Below are 19,956 nucleotides of genomic sequence, written 5' to 3' on the forward strand. Positions count from 1 at the left end.
ACCCCACTTGACGACTCAACGCGTGATTGTGGTCGGCGGCGGCCTGGCGGGCTTGATGACCACCATCAAGATCGCCGAGGCAGGCATTCCGGTCGACCTGTTTTCTTTGGTGCCCGTGAAGCGGTCGCACTCCGTGTGCGCCCAGGGCGGTATCAACGGTGCGGTCAATACCAAGGGTGAAGGGGACTCGCCCTGGATCCATTTCGACGACACCATCTACGGCGGCGACTTTCTCGCCAACCAGCGGCCGGTGCTCGGCATGTGCGAGGCGGCGCCGGGCATCATCCACCTGTTTGACCGCATGGGGGTCATGTTCAACCGTACGCCCGAGGGATTGCTCGACTTCCGGCGGTTTGGCGGCACCAAGCACCACCGCACGGCCTTCGCTGGCGCGTCGACCGGGCAGCAGCTCCTGTACGCGCTGGACGAGCAGGTGCGCCGGCATGAGGTGGCCGGCTTGGTCCAGAAGTACGAGGGGTGGGATTTCTTGAGTCTGGTCCTGGACGACGAGGGCGTCTGCCGCGGCATCGTCGCGCAGGACCTGCGGTCCATGGAGATCCACACCTTCCGGGCTGACGCGGTGGTGGCTTGCACCGGCGGGATCGGCCTCATCTTCGGCAAGAGCACGAACTCGATGATCAACACCGGATCGGCGGCCTCCATCATGTACCAGCAGGGGGTCATCTACGCGAACCCGGAGATGATCCAGGTCCATCCGACAGCCATCCCGGGCGACGACAAGTTGCGCCTGATGTCCGAGTCGGCCCGCGGCGAGGGCGGCCGCGTCTGGACGTACAAAGACGGAAAGCCTTGGTACTTCCTGGAAGAGTGGTATCCGGAGTACGGGAACCTGGTGCCGCGTGACGTGGCCACCCGCGCCATCTTTAAGGTGTGCGTCGACATGGGGCTCGGCATCGACGGGCAAAACCAGGTGTATTTGGACGTGTCACACATCCCGGCCGACGTGTTGAACGTCAAGCTGGGGAACATCCTGGAGATCTACGAAAAGTTCGTCGGCGACGACCCGCGCAAGGTGCCGATGCGCATCTTCCCGGCGATGCACTACAGCATGGGCGGGCTGTGGGTCGACTACGACCAGATGACGAACATTCCCGGATTGTTCGCGGCGGGCGAAGCGGACTACCAGTACCACGGCGCCAACCGCCTCGGCGCGAATTCGCTGTTGTCCTGCATCTACGGCGGGATGATTGCGGGACCGGCCGCGGTGCGCTACATCAAAGGCCTCAAGCGGTCGTGCGACAGCCTGCCGGAGACGTTGTACCAGCAGTACCGGCGTCGTGAGGAGGAGAAGTTCGAAGCCATTCTCAAAATGGACGGGCCGGAGAACCCGTACCAGCTGCATCGTGAGCTCGGCCAGTTGATGACCGACAACGTCACGGTGGTCCGGTACAACGATCGCTTGAAGAAGACGGACGAAAAGCTCCAGGAACTGAAGGAGCGGTGGAAGCGGATCGGCGTGGTCGACAAATCGCGCTGGGAGAATCAGATGGCCCAATTTACGCGCCATCTGGGGAACATGATCGAGATGGCCCGTGCCATCACCATCGGGGCGCTCATGCGCAACGAGAGCCGTGGCGCGCACTACAAACCGGAGTTCCCGGAGCGCGACGACGAGAACTTCCTGAAGACGACCATTGCCAAGTGGACGCCGGACGGTCCGAGCATTTCGTACGAGGATGTGGACGTGTCGCTGATCCCGCCGCGGAAGCGCAATTACGCAGTGGCGAAGGAGGCCTGACGGATGACCGAAGCGACGGCAACCCGGACCGACGCTCAGGCGACGGCCCCAGCGAAGCAGAAGAAAAAGGTACATCTGATCATCGAGCGGCAGGACAATCCGAACTCTCAACCGTACACGGAGGAGTTTTTGGTCGACTATGTGCCGGGCATGAACGTCATCGCCTGCCTGATGGCGATTCAGCGCAACCCGGTCAACAAGGACGGCAAGCCCGTTGCGCCGGTGGCGTGGGAGATGAATTGCCTCGAAGAGGTGTGCGGCGCGTGCATGATGGTGATCAACGGCAAGCCCCGGCAGGCGTGTTCCGCCATCGTCGACAAGCTGGAGCAGCCGATCCGCCTGAAGCCGGCCCGCACCTTCCCGGTGGTGCGGGACCTGGTGGTGGACCGGAGCCGGATGTTCGAGGCTCTGAAGAAGATCAAGGCGTGGATCCCGATCGACGGCACGTACGACCTGGGACCCGGCCCGCGCATGCCAGAGCGGGATCGCCAGTGGGCGTACGAGTTGTCCCGCTGCTTCACGTGCGGCGCGTGCGTAGAGGCGTGCCCGAACGTCAACGAGCGCAGCTCTTACATCGGCCCCTTCGCCATCTCGCAGGCGCGCCTGTTCAACGCGCATCCGACTGGGGCCATGCATCGCGAGGAGCGGTTGGAGGCGTTGATGGGTGAGGGCGGCATTCACGAGTGCGGCAACTCCCAAAACTGCGTGCAGGTCTGCCCGAAAGGCATTCCGCTGACGACGTCCATCGCGGCGATGAACCGTCAGGTGACCTACTACGCCTTGGGAGCATGGTTGAAGAAGTAAAAAGGCCATCCATTGATCTTCACCACGGGTCGGTGGAGCGGGATCATCCCGCGTCCACCGATTTCTTTTTGATCCAAGTGGGTTTACCGGGGACGGCCTGCGCCGATACTGGAGCTGAGGTGGTTGTCTGTGCGCAGGCTCGAAGCAGGTTTGGTGGTGGCGGTGGCAACGCTGACGGTGATGGCTACTGCCAGCGTCTTGACGGCGGAATTGCCGTCCGCCGGACGGGTGGACGGGATGATCCGAAGTGGGTTGAACTCGATGGTCCGCTGGATGCGGGCAGAACCGGCGGACAGTCCGGCCGTGTCAGGCACGGGTAGGAACGCGTCCACGGGCCCAGAGACACCGGCGTCCAGCGTGGACAAAGGTGGTCCAGTGACGGGCTCCGGAACGAACGAAGGAGCCACTTCGGTGCCAGGTCTGGCAGGGACGACGGTGGCGGTGGACGCGACGAGCTCGGGAGCCACAGGTGCAGGGGGCGCCACGGGTGACGATACCGGGGGCCTTGGCGCGTTACCAGGCGACGGCACGGAGCAGGCTGGCGCAGCGGTGTGGTCGACCGCCGATATCCAGGAGTTGGAGAGCATTCTGACGCGTGCGGCGGGGCAGATGCAACCGACGGACCTGCAGCGGCTGGCTGGGGATCTGTTGTCTGGGGACACAGCCAGGGCACAGTCGGATTTCGCCGCGTGGGCGCAGGCGCATCTGTCGAATGCCGACTTGGCCTGGATCGCGGCGCATTTCCAAGGTGCCCGGGCATTTGATGGCAGCGATGTGGTGTTGCTTCAGCAGGCCGCATCCCAACTGTGGTCCGAATTGACACCTGATGAGCAGGCATTGGTCGCGTCACGGGTGGGCGGCTGGCTCTTTCCGTCAGGTGCCACCAGGGAAGGGAGTGGCCCGCAGGTCTCCCTGGGAACCGCAGCGGCGTCCGGGCCTTCGGTGCTGACCGGCTCTCACCCGGAATGATCCCGCCGCCTGTGAACGTTGTACAAGACGCGCGAGGGCGCGCCCAGTTGACATGGGCGCGCTTTGTCTTGCATAATTGGGATGATTTCTCGGCATTGTCCATAGGATTCATTGTCTACGGAATTGTCGATCGTCGACAATCCGCAGGCAGACCGTTCGGGAACCGCCTCTCGTACCTCTCGCAATCCTGGGTTCCAGGCGTTCTTCTGCGGGCAGGAAAGAAAGCGGTTTCCTGAGGCGGAGGGGAGGTGGCCAGGTCCAGACGCGCGCGAACGGAAAGAGTGTGTAATCCAACTGGGTTGGCCAGGGAAGAGACTGCACGACAGGGGGATTGACAGAATGGCGCAAGTTCAAGGGGCGCAGAACGAGATTCGCCAGACGCAGGTCCGGCGGGCGGCCATCGCCAGCACCATCGGCACGGCCATCGAATGGTATGATTATTTCTTGTACGGTACTGCGGCGGCCTTGGTATTTCCGAAGTTATTTTTCCCGAACTCTGATCCCTTTATCGGCCAGCTGCAATCGTTTGCGACCATGTTTCTGGGCTTTGTCGCCCGTCCCGTCGGGGCGGCGATCTTCGGGCACTACGGTGACCGGTTGGGCCGCAAAGCAACGCTCATTATCACGCTGCTGTTGATGGGCTTGAGCAGCGCGGCGATGGGCATCCTACCCACCTACGCGGCGATCGGCGTGTGGGCACCGGTCATCCTCATCATCCTGCGCATCCTGCAGGGCATCGGCGTCGGCGGTGAATGGGGCGGCTCGGTTCTGCTGTCGATGGAATGGGGCCATCACCAGCGGCGCGGCCTGATGGGCAGCTGGCCGCAGCTGGGGGTTCCTCTGGGACTGCTGTTCTCATCGCTGTTCACGAGCATCTTTATCGCCATCAGCGGAAGCGGATTCAACACCTGGGGTTGGCGGATCCCCTTCCTGCTCAGCCTGGTGATGGTCCTCATCGGTCTGTTCATCCGGCTGCGCGTGATGGAGACGCCGCACTTCCAAGAAGTGGTGCAACGCCAGAAGGTTGTCAAGGTACCGGTCATCGAGGCCATCAAGTCGCATCCGAAGGAGATCGTTCTCTCCGCGCTGGTGCGCATGGCGGAACAGGCGCCGTTCTACCTGTTCATTACCTTTATTCTGAGTTACGGCAGTACGTACATGCACTACAACAAAGGGTTCCTGACCAACGCCACCACGGTGGCCGCGGTGCTGTCGCTGTTCACGGTGCCGTTCGCGGGGTATCTGTCCGACCGCATTGGGCGGCGCAAGATGTACGCCATCGGGGCGGTGTTGGTGCTGCTGTACGCGTATCCGTATTTCTGGCTGGTCAACACGGGGGTCGCCGCGCTGGCGTTCATCGCCATCGTGATCTCGCTGATCCCGCACGACTTCCTGTACGGTCCGCAGGCCGCACTGATTGCGGAGAACTTCCCGTCCCATCTGCGGTACAGTGGCGCATCGCTTGGTTATCAGTTGGCCAGCGTGATCGCAGGCGGTCCGGCGCCGCTGATCGCCACCTGGTTGATGCACAAATATGGAAGTTCGTCAGCCATCAGCGCGTACATTATCTTTAACGCGGTCGTGACGCTGATCGCGCTCGCGTTCCTGAAAGGGCGCAGTGAAGACGAGATCGTGCGCGAGTACAGGAGCGCCGAGAGTCACGTGCAAGCCTGATCACAACTGGCCCTCTTTCCTTGACACACCGTGGATCGGCAGGCTCCCTTGCGGAGCCTGCTCGCTTTTTGCCCATGTTTCCTGGCCGCCGCACACGAGACATGCCTCCAACATACTATACCCTGACTGTATCCCATTCTTGTACACCGACCGGCAAGGAGGGATAAAGGATGTCTTCCGGGAGCGAGTTGCGAGGCAAGTCTCTGCTCACCAACCGTGAGCGGGAAGTGTTTGAATTGCTTGTTCAAGACAAGACCACGAAGGAGATCGCCGCCCAGCTGTTCGTCAGCGAGAAGACGGTTCGGAACCACATTTCGAATGTAATGAAGAAACTGAACGTGAAAGGGCGGTCCCAAGCCGTGGTGGAACTGGTCCGGCTCGGTGAATTGAACATCTGAGGTCGGTGCCCCTACCCTCCCGTGTAGGGGTTCTCCGTTCCGTTGACTCGGGATTGAACCGAATGATATCATAATGGGCAACACAGTCACGCAGACAGGGGTGACGCTGTGGATCCCGTGTTCGCCCATCAGGTCGCGGAGATCGAACATCACCTGCGGCAGATCGCGGGGGTCGTTCGGCGACGTGGCCGCATGTTGCTCGATCAACACCAGATCACACCCCCGCAGTTTGACGCGCTGTTGATTCTGGATCGGAACGGAGATCTCACCATCGGGGATCTGAGCAGCCGACTCTACCTGGCCTACAGCACCACGACGGATCTGGTGGATAGACTGGAGCGCTCTGGGTTTGTGGCTCGGGAGCGGGATCAAGCGGACCGGCGCGTGGTGCGGGTACGGTTGTTGCAAAAAGGGGCGGACATCATCGAACGCGTGCTTGACGCACGGCGGGCGTACCTCGCAGGGGTCCTGGAGTCGCTGAGCCACTCCGAGCGGTCGGAAATCCTGAGAGCGTTGGATCTGTTGAACGACAAGATTTCGGGAGACTGAACCGCGCTGTGCGTGTCTGCGCACAGCGTTTCGTTTTCCCCAAGCTGCAGGGTGGATCTTGTATGCTCGATGTGATCTATATCGCGACGCGTAATCCGCACAAGGTCGAGGAGTTTCGCCAGCTGTTGGCACCGGTGGCCCAAGACGTTCGCCCCCTTCCCGAGGAGGCAGGGGCGTGCCCGGAAAACGGGGTCTCGTTTGAAGCGAACGCCGTGGAGAAGGCGGTATTCTACGCTCGGTATTGTCCGGGCTGGGTATTGGCAGACGACTCAGGCATCTGCGTCGACGCGCTGGGCGGGGCCCCGGGGGTGATGTCCGCTCGGTACGCGGGCGTTCACGGGGACAGCGCGGCCAACAACCAGAAGCTGTTGTCCGCCTTGGCCGAGGTTCCGGCTGCAGAGCGAACGGCGGAATTCGTCTGCGCGATCGCGGTCTGGAACCACCGTCTCGGGCGCGGTTGGGTGGTCCGTGGGACCGTCCGCGGTCAGGTAGCGACTGCGCTCTCGGGCTCCGGTGGATTCGGATACGATCCGCTCTTTTACGTTCCCGAGTTAGGCAAGACGTTGGCTGAACTGACGGCCGAGGAGAAGAACCGCTGGTCTCACCGGGCGCGCGCGGTGGATGCGTTGATCGCGGCGTGGAAGGGGGAAGTCCCGTGAGGCTGTGCGTGGTCAGCGATACGCATCGCCACCGGCACGAGCTGTTGACCGCGGTCAAGAGCGCGCAGCCTTTGGACGCCATCCTGCACGCCGGCGATGAGACGTCCGACGTGGAGTGGCTGGCGGAACGCGTGGATTGGCCGATCTACGCGGTGTCGGGCAATTGGGACCGCCCCACCCCGACGTATCCTTTGGAGCGCGTCATCACCGATTTTGGGCCGCCGGTGTATCTGACCCACGGCCACCATCTGCGTGTCAAGGAGGGCCTGGGCGGCCTGGTCGCGCGGGCCCAAGCGTGCGGTGCCCAGGTCGCCGTGTTCGGACACACGCACATCGCGCTGGCAGCCATGCACTCCGGGTGTCTGCTCCTCAATCCGGGCAGCCTGTCCACTCCGCGGGGCCGGCGAGAGCGCACATTTGCTTTGCTGGAGCTGGAGCCGTCGACGGGCCGACAGGGATACGACCTGCGGGTGTCACACTGGACGGCGGCCGGAGATATGACCAACGCGACCCTGCGTGTGCACCTGCCTGCCTCCTCCGCCTCGTCTTGATCGTGGTTGCAGTTTTCGGCTACACTGACTTCGACGGGCAGCCTTCAACCCTTTTGGTCCCGCGGCGGCTGGGTACCATGGACGGGCTGGTCCAGCATGTCTCAGTAGCTCAGCTGGATAGAGCAACAGCCTTCTAAGCTGTGGGTCGGGGGTTCGAATCCCTCCTGAGACGCCAAATGTGAGAAGCCATCCGAGGAGATGCTCGGATGGCTTGTTCCATATTCAGCCACAAATGAGTCAACGGGAAGAAGCGACTGCCGAACCATGGCAGTCGCTCTGTTTGGCGTCGTGCCGTCACGGACGGGGCACATGGTCGTTCTCGCCCACCCGCGAATGGTAAAATGGGCCGCTGATACGCGGAACGAGCCTTGCCCCCGGCCGCCCCTGCCTCATACACCTACAATATCGCTGCAGCATTCATCGCACGGCAGTGACGATCTGTTGGCATCGTTCGCCAGGCCGGAGGCTTTAGGAAAGGGGGGTATTCCGTGGACGATTTCAAGAAGGCGATTCACAAGCTGGATGTCGACGAGTTCAAGACCAGTAAGGTCATGCCGTCCGACAATCCCGGGCCGCACGACACCGTTCCGGCGCAGTTTTTCTGCGGCGGGGGATTTCGTTGCAGCCAGTGTTTTAGCTGCTTCCGTTGCTTCAGCTGTTTCCAATGCTTCCGCTGCTTCAATTGTTTCCGGTGCTTTAATTGCTTCCGATGCTCCCGCTGCTTCTAACCTGAGTTCGTCTGAAAAATTCACTTCCTAAATCCTTGGCTGCTCCTGTACAACGCAACGGTCGTACAGGAGCTTTGCTTAATGCACGCACCTTTGCGTCACTGTACATATCATGCTGGTGAGGTTGGCGAGAAGGGCGAGAACAGCCAGGCGGAGGAGGCAGGACGTCGTGAAGCTGCATCCATCGATGCGTTTGAAGGTAAAAGGGGACACATTCTTCGTACCGGATGAAAGCGGCGGTGTGTATTTTCGGAACAACGAAGGCTCGTTCCGCATGGAAGGCAGGAGCATTGTGGAGTGGATCAATCACCTCATGCCGGTCTTCGATGGGACACACACGTTGGGCGAGTTGACCGAGGGGCTGAACGATGCCCACCGAAACCGGGTGTACGAGATCGCCCAGGTCCTGTACGAAAACGGGTTCTTGCGAGATGTGGCCTCTGATCCGCCGCATTCCCTGCGTGATGAGCTCATCACGAACTATGCATCGCAAATCGAGTTCTTGGATCATCTGTTCGGTGCCGGGGCTTATCGCTTCGAGTTGTACCGGAAGGCTCGCGTGCTCGCTGTGGGTGCAGGACCATTCCTCGCTTCGTTGGTGTCGGCCCTGCTCGAATCCGGGCTTCCGGGCATTCACGTCCTGGTGACAGAGGAAGTGCCGACCCACCGAGATCGGATCGCTGAACTTGTACGCCACGCTCAGCGGTCAGACCCCGACGTTGATTTCCAGGAGGTGGGCATGCCGGGCACCGGGCAGGATGTCCTTCGTGCGATAGTGAGGCCGTTCGACGCAGTGCTGTACGTTTCACAGACAGGCCGCCTCGAGGACCTGCAGACGTTCGAAGCAGCGTGCCGTGATGAAGGGAAGCGGTTTCTGCCCGCAATCTGCGCGGGACAGGCTGGGCTCGTGGGTCCGTTCACGTGCCCCGGTCGCCCTGATTCCTGGGCGTCCGCGTGGCGTCGGATGCATCAGGCCGCCATGGCGAAGGATGAGAAGGTACACGCATTTTCCTCCACCGCTGGAGCGATGATGGCGAACGTGCTTGTTCTCGAGTGGTTCAAGTGGGTTGCTGGAGAACGTGCCGCGGAGGAGGAACCGCGCTTTTTCCTGCTCAATTTCGAAACCCTCGAGGGGCACTGGCATTCGTTTTGGCCGCATCCACTCGTCGTGGGAACGACGCCGCCAGTGCCCGTCGCAGACCTCGAGCGTAAATTGGGAGCCGCAGACGAGCCGTCCGACTCCCAAGGTTTGCTGCCCTTTTTCGCGCGGTTGACGTCGCCGATCACTGGGATCTTTCACATCTGGGAGGAGGGGGACCTGGTACAGTTACCTCTTGCGCAGTGCCGTGTTCAGGTGGCGGATCCCCTTTCTCCCGGGCCGGCGCGCCTGCTTCCCGAGATTGTGTGCGCGGGCCTTACGCACGAGGAGGCGAGACGTGAGGCTGGGTTGGTTGGGGTGGAAACGTACGTCTCCCGGCTGATTGGAGATCCGGGCGTGTCCCTGTCACCTCGACGACCGGGTGAACATCCCGATGGTGGTCCACCTCTTTATACGGGCATCGGGGCAGGGGAAACCCTGGCGGAAGGGGTGAGCCGCGCCCTGGTCCGGTGTCTTGAGGAGGCGCTGCGCCACCGCGAGCACGACGCACCGCCGTCCGTGTCGCAGATAGTGCTTACCGAGGTCGCCGACATTCATTGCCGCTGCTACCTGGAGGCGCTGGCTGTGCTGGGAGGCGAGCCGGAGTTCGGGCTCGGTGTACCCGTACTCGGGTGTCCGGTCGTGTGGGTTCGGTCCGGTAAGCGTTGGTTTGCCGGCGTCGGGCTAAACGTGACCCTAGCTCTTCGCGCTGCACTGACCCACGCACTGCTGTCTCTGCAGCACCTGGTGACGTACGGGAGCGGACGCGGATTGGAGACGGAGTTCGTCCAGCTTTCCGAGGGGAGTCCGCAATCATTGTCTGTCCCCGCGTCACCGGACGGGACACAAGCCCAGGTCGTGCGCGCGGCGCTGCAGAGGTTGCAGGGCACCGGCATGCGGGTTGACGTCGTCGATGTTTCGCCGGAACCCTGGGTGAAGGAAAGCCTGGCGGGGGTGTTCGCCGTAGCGCTGCGAAAGGAGATGTCGACATGACCGGTGCCGTTCTTGTCGTTGGAAACGGAGTCTGGGCGGACCAGGTCGCCGGATTGCTCTCCCCCGCGCACAAGGTTCTTCGGTCAGCGGACGTGCCCGCGTCGGTTTCCAGGCCTCTCCATCTGGCTCTCGTGCTGGACGACGCCTGGCATCCCGGTCGATATCGTGAAGCAGAACAGGTGTTCCGTGCAGCGGGCGTCCCCTGGATCCCGGGGTTCATCGCATTTGGCGAAGGCGTCGTGGGTCCCCTGGTCCGCCCAGGCGTACCAGGCTGTTTGCGGTGTGCCGACACACGGCGGTTCATGGCGGGACCGGATCGGCCGGAGATGTGGCTGCTTGAGCAGCAACGAATGGCTCAGGAGGGACCTCAGCGTGATGCGTGGGCATCTCGAACGGGGCTTCGGTACCTGACTTACCTGTGCGTGGGCGAGGCGGAACGCCTGCTTGGCGAAACGCCGACCCGGTTGGAAGGCGCCTTGTACTTGGTGAATCTGCGGACACTGCGGAGTTCTCGTCATATTGTCGTGCCCGATCCGCTTTGTCCCACATGCGGGGGCGTGCCAGACGACGCGCCGAAGCCGGTGTCGCTGGCGCCCACGCCCAAGATCAGCGGCGGCTACCGTTCGCGCCCGCTGGACGAACTTGGCCCCTGTCTCGTAAAGGATTACCTGGACGGCCGAACCGGGCTTCTGAACGGACGGATGGACGATTTGTCCTCCCCGTTTGCTACGGTCGCCGTGAACTTACCGCTGCCGACTGCAGATGAGGGGACGGCGGGAAGAACCTTAACATACCAGGAGAGTCTGTACACAGCGATTCTGGAGGGACTGGAGCGTCACTGCGGATTATTCCCCCGCGGCGTGCGTCCGGTGGTGTTCGACAGTTACCGGAATCTCGGCGATCAGGCCCTCCATCCTGTCCGCGTCGGCCTCCATGCGCCAGAGCAGTATGCGAGGGACGATTTTCCCTTTCGACCGTTTGATCCGGATCGCGCCATGTCCTGGGTATGGGGCTACTCGTTTCTGCAGCAACGCCCCATCCTGGTGCCGGAGCGGCTGGCGTACTACAGCCTCGGTGGTGGCGACGGGTTCGTCTACGAGACGTCGAATGGCTGTGCTGTCGGAGGAAGTCTGGTGGAGGCCATCTTTCACGGCATCCTCGAAGTGGTGGAGCGCGACGCATTCTTGCTCACGTGGTACGCTCAGATGCCGCTTCCGCGGATCGACCTTCATTCCGCGTCCGACCCTGAGCTTCGCCTGATGGTCCACCGGTTCGAGGCGCTGACCGGCTATGACCTGCTGTTTTTCAACGCCACGATGGACAGCGGCATTCCGAGCGTGTGGGCCATTGCGAAGAACAGGCGCCGCGAAGGGGCCAACCTCACATGCGCTGCGGGTGCACATGTCGATCCCGTTCGAGCCGTGAAAAGCGTGATTCACGAACTGGCCGGGACCATCGGCACCCTCGACGAGCGCCTAGAGGCGCGGCGCGAGGATGCGCGGCGCATGCTCCGTGATCCGTTTGCCGTCTGCTCCATGGAAGACCACTCTCTGCTCTACAGCCTGCCGGAAGCGGAGGAACGGTTTTCCTTCCTTTTGGCCGGACACCGCCCGCTGCAATCGTTCGACGAAGCGTTTCCGCCGCGTGCACAGCACACCGATTTGGCACGCGATCTCGAGGACCTTTTGGAGGTGTTTGGCCGGCTGGGACTCGAGGTGATCGTCGTGGACCAGACTGCACCCGAATTGCAACGAAACGGCCTCTCCTGCGTGAAGGTGCTCATTCCGGGGATGCTGCCGATGACCTTCGGCTACCACTTGACACGTCTTGAGGGGCTGCATCGCGTGCTCAACGTTCCGTGCCATCTCGGCTATTCCCCGCGCCCACTCAAAGTCGCGGAGCTCAATCCGCACCCGCACCCGTTTCCCTGACCTTTATCTTTGGAGGGAGAAGCGTGAACCTGGAGGAATTCTTGCACGACCTGCACTTTGATGTCGACAAGGTCCGGCCGCCCGACTGGATGCCGGATTGGTCGGATGCGCCGTTACCTTACAAGTTGTACCGGGGCCTTCCCACGGTGCCTTTGTCGGCGGCCGTGCCGCTCACGCTCGAGGCTCCACCCGCTGTACCAGCGACGCCGGATCTCACGCAAATCGGCCACTTTCTCTGGTATGTTTACGGCATTCATCGGTTGTCTCAGACCAGCCTGTCGCTGGAGGCGGCCGCGTCCGGAACCGGATCCGCCTATGTCCAGCGGCGCTTCTTGCCCTCGGGCGGAGCGCTCTATCCCAGCGAGGTGTACGTATACCTGCGCCTCCCGGGCGTGCGCTGGGGCGTCTACCACTATGATGCGGCGCACCATCGCCTCGATCTGCTGCGTGAAGGATGCTTTGACAACTACCTGCGACGGGCCCTGGGAGACCGATTCGATGTGACCGCCTGTTTCGCTACGGCATTTGTTTCCACCGTGTTCTGGAAGGGGTTCTTCAAATACGTTGACTTTGCCTACCGGTTGCAGGCCGTCGACACCGGCGTGGCGGTGGGCCAGCTGCTGGAGGTCGCGCGGCGATTTGGGTTTACGGCGGGCGTTTGTTTTCAATTCCTGGACAGAGCCGTCAATCATCTGCTCGGTTTATCGGAATCTGAAGAGAGCGTGTACGCGGTGGTACCGTTGTCGGTGCAACCGGTGGCGAATTGGGTTACGGGCCCTGCCGAAGAGCCGGGGGCCGTCTCCGATGCGGACTTGATGGACGAAGTGGATCCGGTTCATCACGACCATTCCCTTGGTTCGTCGCGGGTGCTGGCCTGCCCCAGGATCGTGGCCATGAACCGGGCCTGCATGCTCAGCTCGACGCGGAAGTTCCCCCGCCTCGCACCGATCACGCCGGTCCCTGCGTCAGAATGCGCCGTGGCGCTGCCAGCCGGAAAGCGTTTGTCCTTCGACTTCGCGGCCGCCTGCAGGCGACGGTATTCCCCGGGTATCGACTTCGTCCTGCAAGCGGTCCAAATTCAGCAGTTGGCCTCACTCTTGTCGGAGGCCACAGCTCCCTCGGGCGATTGGAGGGATATCGATGGGGGATCCGGGCATGCCAACTCGGTGGAGCTGTATGTGTGCACCTATGCGGTGGACGGTGTTCCCGACGGGGCGTATCGCTACGACGCGAAGGCCCACTCACTTGAGGTGATCCAGCCAGGCGATCATCGTCCATCCCTTCAGCGGGCCCTGTCCATGCCGAACCTGAATCTGTTCCAGGTGCCGGTATGCGTCCACGTGGTCGGGCGGCGCGATCATCTCGTGGCGTCCGTCGGTTATCGCGGCTACCGCATTCAACAGATGCAAGCCGGCATCTTACTGCACCGCCTGTTGCTTGTGGCGGCAGCGATGGGGTGGAACGGGCACCCTCTGCTCGGGTTCGAAGCCCCCATGTGCGACGACCTGTACGATCTGCCTGCGCGCGATCAAACCACGCTCGTTCAGGTACCGATTGGCCCGCATCGTCCGGGACCGCGGTGGGAAGCAGGGCTGCATGGGTGATGGGGCGTGCAGAGGAGGGACCATCTGCGGGAAGGCAGGCGAATCCTTGGGATGGTCCATCTCCTCACGAGACCGAATCTGGCGCGCTCTGCCGCAATCGCGCATTCAGCAGACTCGCCTCGTACATGGCGGCCGCGTCCGACAAGATATCGCCCGGCCGATTGGCCTCTCCCACGACGTATCCAGTGAACCGCATACCCATGAAGTCGAAAATGTACCGGAACTGTTCCACCAATGGCAGTGCTTTGATGCGCGGGTCATCTCCCCCGACCAGCACCACACAGGCGGACTTCTTGCCCATGACCTGGCGGAAGTCATAGCGCGGGTCACGCAGGCTTTGAGACCATCGATCGATGAAGTTTTTCATCAACCCCGACATCCCATACCAGTAGACGGGTGTCGCAAAAACCAGCGTGTCATGGGCCATGACACGCTCGATGACGAAATCGTAATCGTCATCCACTCGGGCAAAGCCTCCCGGGTCGTGGCGGCGATCCTCGATCGGACGAACGGGCTTTTCTATGAGGTAGATCTTCTCCACAGGGAGGCCTTCCACCACACGGTCTGCGAGCAACTCCGTATTGCCGTGTCGGCGTGAGCTTCCATATATCGCTAAAACGCTCATTCCTGGACGCCCCTTATCTCTTGACCCACAGATGGTCTTCGTTGACTTGAACGCTGGCATTATAACGGTCTCGATACACATCTGCAATCGCGTACACAAACTGCGCGTTCGATGGCGCGCAGGGGCTTTTTCTGTGTGCCCATTGCCTGAACAAACCGGCACATGTTAAAATGGCTGGCGTATTCACGTACAGTGGGATTTCAAGACAACCGGCGCACGGCGCATCCGTGCGTTCCGGCTCGGTTGAACCATCGGGCGGAGCGTCCGGGGTCGGTGTTTGGGGAGGACAACGTATGACGGTGAAGTGGGAGAAGACGCAAACCAACGTAGGCGTGCTAGAAGTGGAAGTGCCTAGCGATAGATTTGCGGAAGCGCTCGACGTCGCCTTCAAGAAGGTGGTCAAGCGCGTCGTCGTGCCGGGGTTCCGCAAGGGCAAGGTACCACGCAAGCTATTCGAGGCACGCTTTGGCGTGGAATCCCTGTACCAGGACGCGGTCGAGTACCTGTTGCCACGGGCTTATGCGGACGCGGTCGAGGAGACGGGGATCGAGCCGGTGGCACAGCCGGAGATCGACGTGATTCAGGTCGAGGCAGGCAAACCGTTCGTCTTCAAGGCGACGGTGACCGTGAAGCCCGAGGTCGAGCTCGGCCAGTACAAGGGCTTGGAGATTCAGGACAAGCCGTTTCCGGCGGACGACGCGGCGGTTCAGGAAGAACTGGAGAACATTCGCAAGCTGCACGCCGAGATCAATCCCGTTGAGGATGGCGAGGTGCAGGAAGGCGACACAGTCCACATCGACTTCTTCGGCACGGTGGACGGCGAACCGTTCGAAGGCGGGGAAGCGGAGAATTTCCAGCTGGAGATCGGCTCCGGGATGTTCATCAAAGGCTTTGAAGAACAGCTCATCGGTATGAAGCCGGGCGAAGAACGAGAAATCGAAGTCCAGTTCCCGGACGACTACCACATCAAGTCGCTCGCCGGCAAGCAAGCGAAGTTCAAGGTGAAGCTTCACGACATCAAGCGCAAGTTCCTGCGCGAGGTGAACGACGAGTTCGTGCAGGAGATCAGCGAGTTCCAGACCGTCGACGAGTTCATGGAGGATCTGCGCAAGCAGGTTGCTGCGCGCAAAGAGGCGGAGCACCGGCGTTACCTCGAGGAGCAGGCGGTCCAGGCGGCCGTCGCCCAGGCGAAGGTGGAGATTCCGCAGGTGATGATCGATCACGAGGCGGAGCACCTGTTGCAACACTTTGCGCAGCAGTTGGCCATGCAGCAGATCCCGTTGGAAGCGTATCTCGAGTTCAGCGGCATGACGCGTGAGGAGCTTCGGGACCAGTTCCGGGACACCGCGGAGAAGAACGTCCGCACGTCCCTCGTATTGGAAGCCATCGCCAAGGCGGAGGGGTTGACCGTGTCGGACGATGAGATCGAGGCCGAGCTGACGCGCATCGCCGAGGCGGCTGGGTTGCCGCTGGAGCGGGTGAAGGAATTGTACGCCCTGCGCGACCCTGGTTTCGCGGGGATGCGTTCCGAACTGCAGACGCGCAAGACCATCGGGTTTTTGGTGGAGAATAGCAAAGTGGCGTGAGTTGGTGTACAATCAGAATACGGGTAACGACTGCGTCAATGGACAAGGCACGATTTCCGTGCCTTGTTTTTCCACGGACACGCGATCGCAGGACGCGAGCAAGGAGGGAGCGCCATGAGCTTGACGCCCATCGTCATCGAACAGACGAGCCGCGGGGAACGCTCATATGACATCTACTCGAGGTTGTTGCGCGACCGAATCATCATCCTCGGAACGCCGATCGATGACTATGTTGCCAACAGCATCGTCGCTCAGTTGCTGTTTTTGGCAGCGGACGACCCAGAACGCGACATCCAGTTGTACATCAACAGCCCCGGCGGTTCTGTCACGGCCGGTTTGGCCATCTACGACACGATGCAGCACATCAAGCCGGACGTGTCCACCATGTGCATTGGAATGGCGGCGAGTATGGGCGCCGTCTTGCTCGCGGCGGGTGCGAAAGGCAAGCGGTACGCGTTGCCGAACAGCGAAATCATGATCCACCAGCCGCTCGGCGGCGTTCAGGGTCAGGCTTCGGACATCAAGATTCACGCCGATTGGATCCTGAAGACGAAGGATAAGCTAAACCGCATCCTGGCAGAACGGACGGGCCAGCCGCTGGAAAGGGTGGAGCGCGACACGGACCGCGACAACTTTCTGTCTGCCGAAGAGGCGAAGGCGTATGGATTGATCGACGAGGTGATTGTGCGTCACGGGTCGTGACCGGGCGCCGGAGCGCGGGGGCAGGCCCGCGGCCCCGGTTCTGGGCACGGATCCGGGGCGTGTGGGTCATCCCCGACCGAGGGAGGGAACCGAATGTTCAAGTTCAACGATGAAAAAGGCCAGCTGAAGTGCTCGTTCTGCGGCAAGACGCAGGAACAGGTGCGAAAGCTGGTGGCCGGTCCCGGCGTATACATCTGCGACGAGTGCATCGAATTGTGCAACGAGATCGTCGAGGAGCAGCTCGGAGACGAGGAGGAATTCGACCTCAAGGAGGTCCCGAAGCCGACCGAGATCAAGGCGATTCTCGACCAATATGTCATCGGTCAGGAGCAGGCGAAAAAAGCCCTATCGGTGGCGGTGTACAACCATTACAAACGCATCAACGTCTCCGGCAGCAAGTCGGACGATGTCGAGCTGACCAAGAGCAACATTCTCCTGATTGGACCGACGGGCAGCGGGAAGACGTTGCTGGCCCAGACGTTGGCGCGCATCTTGAACGTGCCCTTTGCCATCGCCGACGCCACTTCACTGACCGAGGCGGGCTACGTCGGCGAGGACGTGGAGAACATCCTGCTCAAGCTCATCCAGGCGGCTGACTACGATGTGGAGAAGGCGGAGCGGGGGATCATTTACATCGACGAGATCGACAAAATTGCGCGCAAGTCGGAGAACCCGTCCATCACGCGAGACGTTTCCGGCGAAGGCGTGCAGCAGGCCCTGCTGAAGATCCTGGAGGGCACGGTGGCCAGCGTCCCGCCCCAAGGGGGCCGGAAGCACCCGCACCAGGAGTTCATCCAGATTGACACGACGAACATCCTGTTCATCTGCGGCGGAGCGTTCGATGGATTGGAAACCATCATCAAGCGCCGTCTGGGTCGCAAAGTCATCGGATTCGGAGCGGGATCGAGCCCGTCGTCGGACGTCTCCGACCGCGATGTGTTGACCAAGGTGTTGCCGGAGGACCTGTTGAAATTCGGGCTCATCCCGGAGTTCATCGGCCGTCTGCCGGTGATCACCACGCTGGAGATGTTGGACGAGGCGGCCCTCAAGCGGATTCTCACAGAGCCGAAGAACGCGCTCGTCAAGCAGTTCCAGAAGCTGATGGAGATGGACGACGTGGCGCTCGAATTTCACGAGGACGCCCTGACGTACATCGCCAAAGAGGCCATCAAGCGCGGCACGGGGGCGCGTGGACTGCGCGCCATCATCGAAGGGATCATGCTCGACGTGATGTACGAGCTGCCCAGCCGCGACGACGTCAAGAAGTGCATCATCACGAAGGAAGCGGCGATGCGCGAGCAGGGACCGCTGCTGCTCGGCAAGGATGGAAAGGCGACCAAGATCATCCGCAAATCGGAGGAGACCGCTTGACCCGTCGCCTGGATGGCGCCCGCACCGGGGATTCCCGGGTGCGGGCCTTTTGTTTACCTGCGGATCGGCCTGGGAATACTGGTGATATCCGATTCGCGACATCCAGGGAGGGGTATCATTGAGCGCGACTGTACTGGCCGTGATCCAGGTGTTTTTTGCCGTGGTGATCGGCCTCTACTTTTGGAACCTGTTGAAGACGCAGAACAGCAACCGGAGCGCTATTGAGAAAGAGTCGCGCAAGGAACTGGAGAAGCTGCGCAGGATGCGATCCATCTCGTTGACGGAACCGCTGTCGGAAAAGACGCGGCCGGCCTCGCTGGAGGACATCGTTGGCCAGAAGGACGGGCTGAAGGCCCTCCGGGCCGCCCTGTGCGGACCGCACCCGCAGCACGTGCTGATCTACGGACCGCCGGGCGTGGGGAAGACGGCAGCGGCCCGGGTGGTGCTGGAAGAGGCCAAGCGGAGCCCTGGATCTCCCTTTCGCCAGGACGCCAAGTTCGTCGAGATCGACGCCACCACCGCGCGCTTTGATGAACGAGGCATCGCCGATCCGCTCATCGGATCCGTCCACGATCCCATCTACCAAGGGGCGGGCGCCATGGGCATGGCGGGCATCCCGCAGCCCAAATCAGGTGCCGTGACGAAGGCCCACGGGGGAATTTTGTTCATCGACGAGATCGGCGAGCTGCATCCCATTCAGATGAACAAGCTTCTGAAAGTGCTCGAGGACCGGAAGGTGTTCCTGGAGAGCGCCTATTACAGCTCCGAAGACACCACCATCCCGTCGCACGTTCACGACATTTTCCAGAACGGGCTGCCGGCCGACTTCCGCCTGGTCGGCGCGACGACACGCTCTCCGGAAGAAATTCCGCCTGCCATCCGGTCGCGTTGCGTCGAGATCTTCTTCAAGCCCTTGACGAAGGAAGAGATCTGGCGCATCACCCGCAACGCGGCCGAGAAGCTGGGGATGGCGATGCCGGAGGCGGCGGTGCAGGAGGTGTCCAAATACGCGACCAATGGACGTGAGGCGGTCAATATGGTCCAAATCGCGGGCGGGCTCGCGCTGACTGAACAGCGCCAGGAGATCCGGCTGGAGGACGTGCAGTGGGTGATCCAGTTCGGGCAGTTGAGCCCTCGTCCCGAGCGCAAGATCCACGACCGGCCGCTGGTGGGCGTGGTCAATGGCTTGGCGGTGAACGGGCCGGCCAGCGGCATGCTGTTGGAGATTGAGGTGACGGCGACACCCGCTTCCACGGCTGGCAAAGGAACGGTGACCATCACGGGGCTGGTGGAGGAGGAGACGCTCAACGCCGGGGGGCGCAGCGTGCGGCGCAAGTCGATGGCGAAGGCGTCGCTGGACAATGTCTTGACGGCATTGCAGCGCGTCGTGCGACTGAATGTGCGGGATTACGACCTGCACGTCAATTTCCCGGGCGGCATGCCGGTAGACGGGCCGAGCGCCGGAATTGCCATGGCGACGGCGGTCTACTCGGCCATCACCGGTATCCCAGTGTTGAACACGGTGGCCCTCACGGGGGAGTTGTCAATCCGCGGCCTGGTGAGGCCCGTCGGCGGCGTGCCGACGAAGATCGAGGCGGCCAAGGAAGCGGGCGCGAAGACCGTGATCATCCCGAAAGAGAACTGGCAAGAGATCTTCTTGCAAATGGAGGACATCAAGGTGGTACCGGTGGAGAAGTTCGAGGACGTGCTTCGCTTTGCGCTCGAGGGGTTCGTCGAAGGCGGAGCCCCGCTCCCCATGCCGGGCGTGGCGGCGGCCGGGGCGGTCGGAGGGACCAGCATCACCTCCGCCAAGAGCGGCGACTGACAACCCGGGCGCGAACGGCGTGTCGGACGTGTCGGCGGGATGGTCCAGCGATGATGCATCGCGGGATCATCCCGCTTTCTTTGCGAATTG

At 61.8% G+C, this 19,956-nt stretch carries 17 protein-coding genes and 1 tRNA gene; 17 read left to right on the forward strand and 1 reads right to left on the reverse strand.

What is annotated here, in order from left to right; translation table 11 throughout:
* The first annotated feature begins 55 nt into the window (after nucleotides 1–55).
* From sdhA to N687_RS0100920, 13 genes are all read left to right on the forward strand, one after another.
* Nucleotides 56–1,759: a succinate dehydrogenase flavoprotein subunit gene (sdhA, locus tag N687_RS0100860; protein WP_051663514.1), complete on the forward strand. Its 1,704-nt coding sequence runs from the start codon at nucleotides 56–58 to the stop codon at nucleotides 1,757–1,759.
* Nucleotides 1,760–1,762: 3 nt separating this feature from the next.
* A complete protein-coding gene (gene sdhB / locus N687_RS0100865) occupies nucleotides 1,763–2,563 on the forward strand; it encodes a succinate dehydrogenase iron-sulfur subunit (protein WP_051662839.1) in 801 nt (266 codons plus the stop codon).
* 129 nt (nucleotides 2,564–2,692) lie between these two features.
* Nucleotides 2,693–3,532 carry a hypothetical protein gene (locus N687_RS0100870; RefSeq protein ID WP_029420068.1) on the forward strand — a complete coding sequence of 280 codons (840 nt, stop codon included), beginning with the start codon at nucleotides 2,693–2,695 and terminating at the stop codon, nucleotides 3,530–3,532.
* 339 nt (nucleotides 3,533–3,871) lie between these two features.
* Entirely contained in the window at nucleotides 3,872–5,206 is a 1,335-nt protein-coding gene (locus tag N687_RS0100875) for an MFS transporter (RefSeq protein ID WP_035461970.1), read from the forward strand.
* Nucleotides 5,207–5,376: 170 nt separating this feature from the next.
* The gene (locus tag N687_RS0100880; protein WP_029420070.1) at nucleotides 5,377–5,604 is read left to right on the forward strand and encodes a helix-turn-helix domain-containing protein; all 228 of its coding nucleotides are present in this window, start codon (nucleotides 5,377–5,379) and stop codon (nucleotides 5,602–5,604) included.
* 108 nt (nucleotides 5,605–5,712) lie between these two features.
* Nucleotides 5,713–6,153: a MarR family winged helix-turn-helix transcriptional regulator gene (locus tag N687_RS0100885; RefSeq protein WP_029420071.1), complete on the forward strand. Its 441-nt coding sequence runs from the start codon at nucleotides 5,713–5,715 to the stop codon at nucleotides 6,151–6,153.
* Between the two features lie 62 nt (nucleotides 6,154–6,215).
* Nucleotides 6,216–6,812 carry an RdgB/HAM1 family non-canonical purine NTP pyrophosphatase gene (gene rdgB / locus N687_RS0100890; RefSeq protein ID WP_029420072.1) on the forward strand — a complete coding sequence of 199 codons (597 nt, stop codon included), beginning with the start codon at nucleotides 6,216–6,218 and terminating at the stop codon, nucleotides 6,810–6,812.
* Nucleotides 6,809–7,363, forward strand: coding sequence for a metallophosphoesterase family protein (locus N687_RS0100895; protein WP_051662840.1), 555 nt, complete (start codon nucleotides 6,809–6,811; stop codon nucleotides 7,361–7,363). The genes rdgB and N687_RS0100895 overlap by 4 nt, the downstream gene beginning before the upstream one ends.
* Nucleotides 7,364–7,461: 98 nt before the next feature.
* Nucleotides 7,462–7,538: transfer RNA gene (locus N687_RS0100900), tRNA-Arg, on the forward strand.
* A gap of 376 nt (nucleotides 7,539–7,914) precedes the next feature.
* Complete coding sequence (locus N687_RS22715) at nucleotides 7,915–8,091, forward strand: hypothetical protein (protein ID WP_231493561.1); 177 nt, start codon at nucleotides 7,915–7,917, stop codon at nucleotides 8,089–8,091.
* A gap of 169 nt (nucleotides 8,092–8,260) precedes the next feature.
* Nucleotides 8,261–10,222, forward strand: a complete 1,962-nt coding sequence (locus N687_RS0100910; RefSeq protein ID WP_331280112.1) for a putative thiazole-containing bacteriocin maturation protein — start codon at nucleotides 8,261–8,263, stop codon at nucleotides 10,220–10,222.
* Complete coding sequence (locus tag N687_RS0100915) at nucleotides 10,219–12,153, forward strand: TOMM precursor leader peptide-binding protein (protein ID WP_029420075.1); 1,935 nt, start codon at nucleotides 10,219–10,221, stop codon at nucleotides 12,151–12,153. Before N687_RS0100910 ends, N687_RS0100915 begins: the two co-directional genes overlap by 4 nt.
* Nucleotides 12,154–12,176: 23 nt before the next feature.
* On the forward strand, nucleotides 12,177–13,757 hold the full coding sequence (locus tag N687_RS0100920; protein WP_029420076.1) for a SagB family peptide dehydrogenase: 1,581 nt from the start codon (nucleotides 12,177–12,179) through the stop codon (nucleotides 13,755–13,757).
* A 64-nt stretch (nucleotides 13,758–13,821) separates the two neighbouring features.
* Here the strand turns inward: N687_RS0100920 and N687_RS0100925 are convergent, their stop codons facing one another.
* Complete coding sequence (locus N687_RS0100925; RefSeq protein WP_331280113.1) at nucleotides 13,822–14,442, reverse strand: flavodoxin family protein; 621 nt, start codon at nucleotides 14,440–14,442, stop codon at nucleotides 13,822–13,824.
* Between the two features lie 233 nt (nucleotides 14,443–14,675).
* Between N687_RS0100925 and tig the strand changes: the two genes are divergently transcribed.
* From tig to lonB, 4 genes are all read left to right on the forward strand, one after another.
* The gene (gene tig / locus N687_RS0100930; protein ID WP_029420078.1) at nucleotides 14,676–15,968 is read left to right on the forward strand and encodes a trigger factor; all 1,293 of its coding nucleotides are present in this window, start codon (nucleotides 14,676–14,678) and stop codon (nucleotides 15,966–15,968) included.
* 114 nt (nucleotides 15,969–16,082) lie between these two features.
* Nucleotides 16,083–16,670 (forward strand): ATP-dependent Clp endopeptidase proteolytic subunit ClpP, encoded by a 588-nt coding sequence (gene clpP, locus N687_RS0100935; protein WP_029420079.1) that lies wholly within the window; start codon nucleotides 16,083–16,085, stop codon nucleotides 16,668–16,670.
* A gap of 93 nt (nucleotides 16,671–16,763) precedes the next feature.
* Entirely contained in the window at nucleotides 16,764–18,041 is a 1,278-nt protein-coding gene (clpX, locus tag N687_RS0100940; protein ID WP_029420080.1) for an ATP-dependent protease ATP-binding subunit ClpX, read from the forward strand.
* 118 nt (nucleotides 18,042–18,159) lie between these two features.
* Complete coding sequence (gene lonB, locus N687_RS0100945; RefSeq protein ID WP_035461974.1) at nucleotides 18,160–19,866, forward strand: ATP-dependent protease LonB; 1,707 nt, start codon at nucleotides 18,160–18,162, stop codon at nucleotides 19,864–19,866.
* Nucleotides 19,867–19,956 lie beyond the last annotated feature (90 nt).

It is taken from the genome of Alicyclobacillus macrosporangiidus CPP55 (assembly GCF_000702485.1).
GTDB lineage: Bacteria > Bacillota > Bacilli > Alicyclobacillales > Alicyclobacillaceae > Alicyclobacillus_H > Alicyclobacillus_H macrosporangiidus_B.

Coding starts and splice junctions, on each gene's coding strand:
- sdhA (WP_051663514.1), top strand. CDS start 56: ATGACCACCATCAAGATCGCCGAGGCAGGCATTCCGGTCGACCTGTTT.
- sdhB (WP_051662839.1), top strand. CDS start 1,763: ATGACCGAAGCGACGGCAACCCGGACCGACGCTCAGGCGACGGCCCCA.
- N687_RS0100875 (WP_035461970.1), top strand. CDS start 3,872: ATGGCGCAAGTTCAAGGGGCGCAGAACGAGATTCGCCAGACGCAGGTC.
- N687_RS0100880 (WP_029420070.1), top strand. CDS start 5,377: ATGTCTTCCGGGAGCGAGTTGCGAGGCAAGTCTCTGCTCACCAACCGT.
- rdgB (WP_029420072.1), top strand. CDS start 6,216: ATGCTCGATGTGATCTATATCGCGACGCGTAATCCGCACAAGGTCGAG.
- N687_RS22715 (WP_231493561.1), top strand. CDS start 7,915: ATGCCGTCCGACAATCCCGGGCCGCACGACACCGTTCCGGCGCAGTTT.
- N687_RS0100915 (WP_029420075.1), top strand. CDS start 10,219: ATGACCGGTGCCGTTCTTGTCGTTGGAAACGGAGTCTGGGCGGACCAG.
- N687_RS0100925 (WP_331280113.1), bottom strand. CDS start 14,442: ATGCCAGCGTTCAAGTCAACGAAGACCATCTGTGGGTCAAGAGATAAG.
- tig (WP_029420078.1), top strand. CDS start 14,676: ATGACGGTGAAGTGGGAGAAGACGCAAACCAACGTAGGCGTGCTAGAA.
- clpP (WP_029420079.1), top strand. CDS start 16,083: ATGAGCTTGACGCCCATCGTCATCGAACAGACGAGCCGCGGGGAACGC.
- clpX (WP_029420080.1), top strand. CDS start 16,764: ATGTTCAAGTTCAACGATGAAAAAGGCCAGCTGAAGTGCTCGTTCTGC.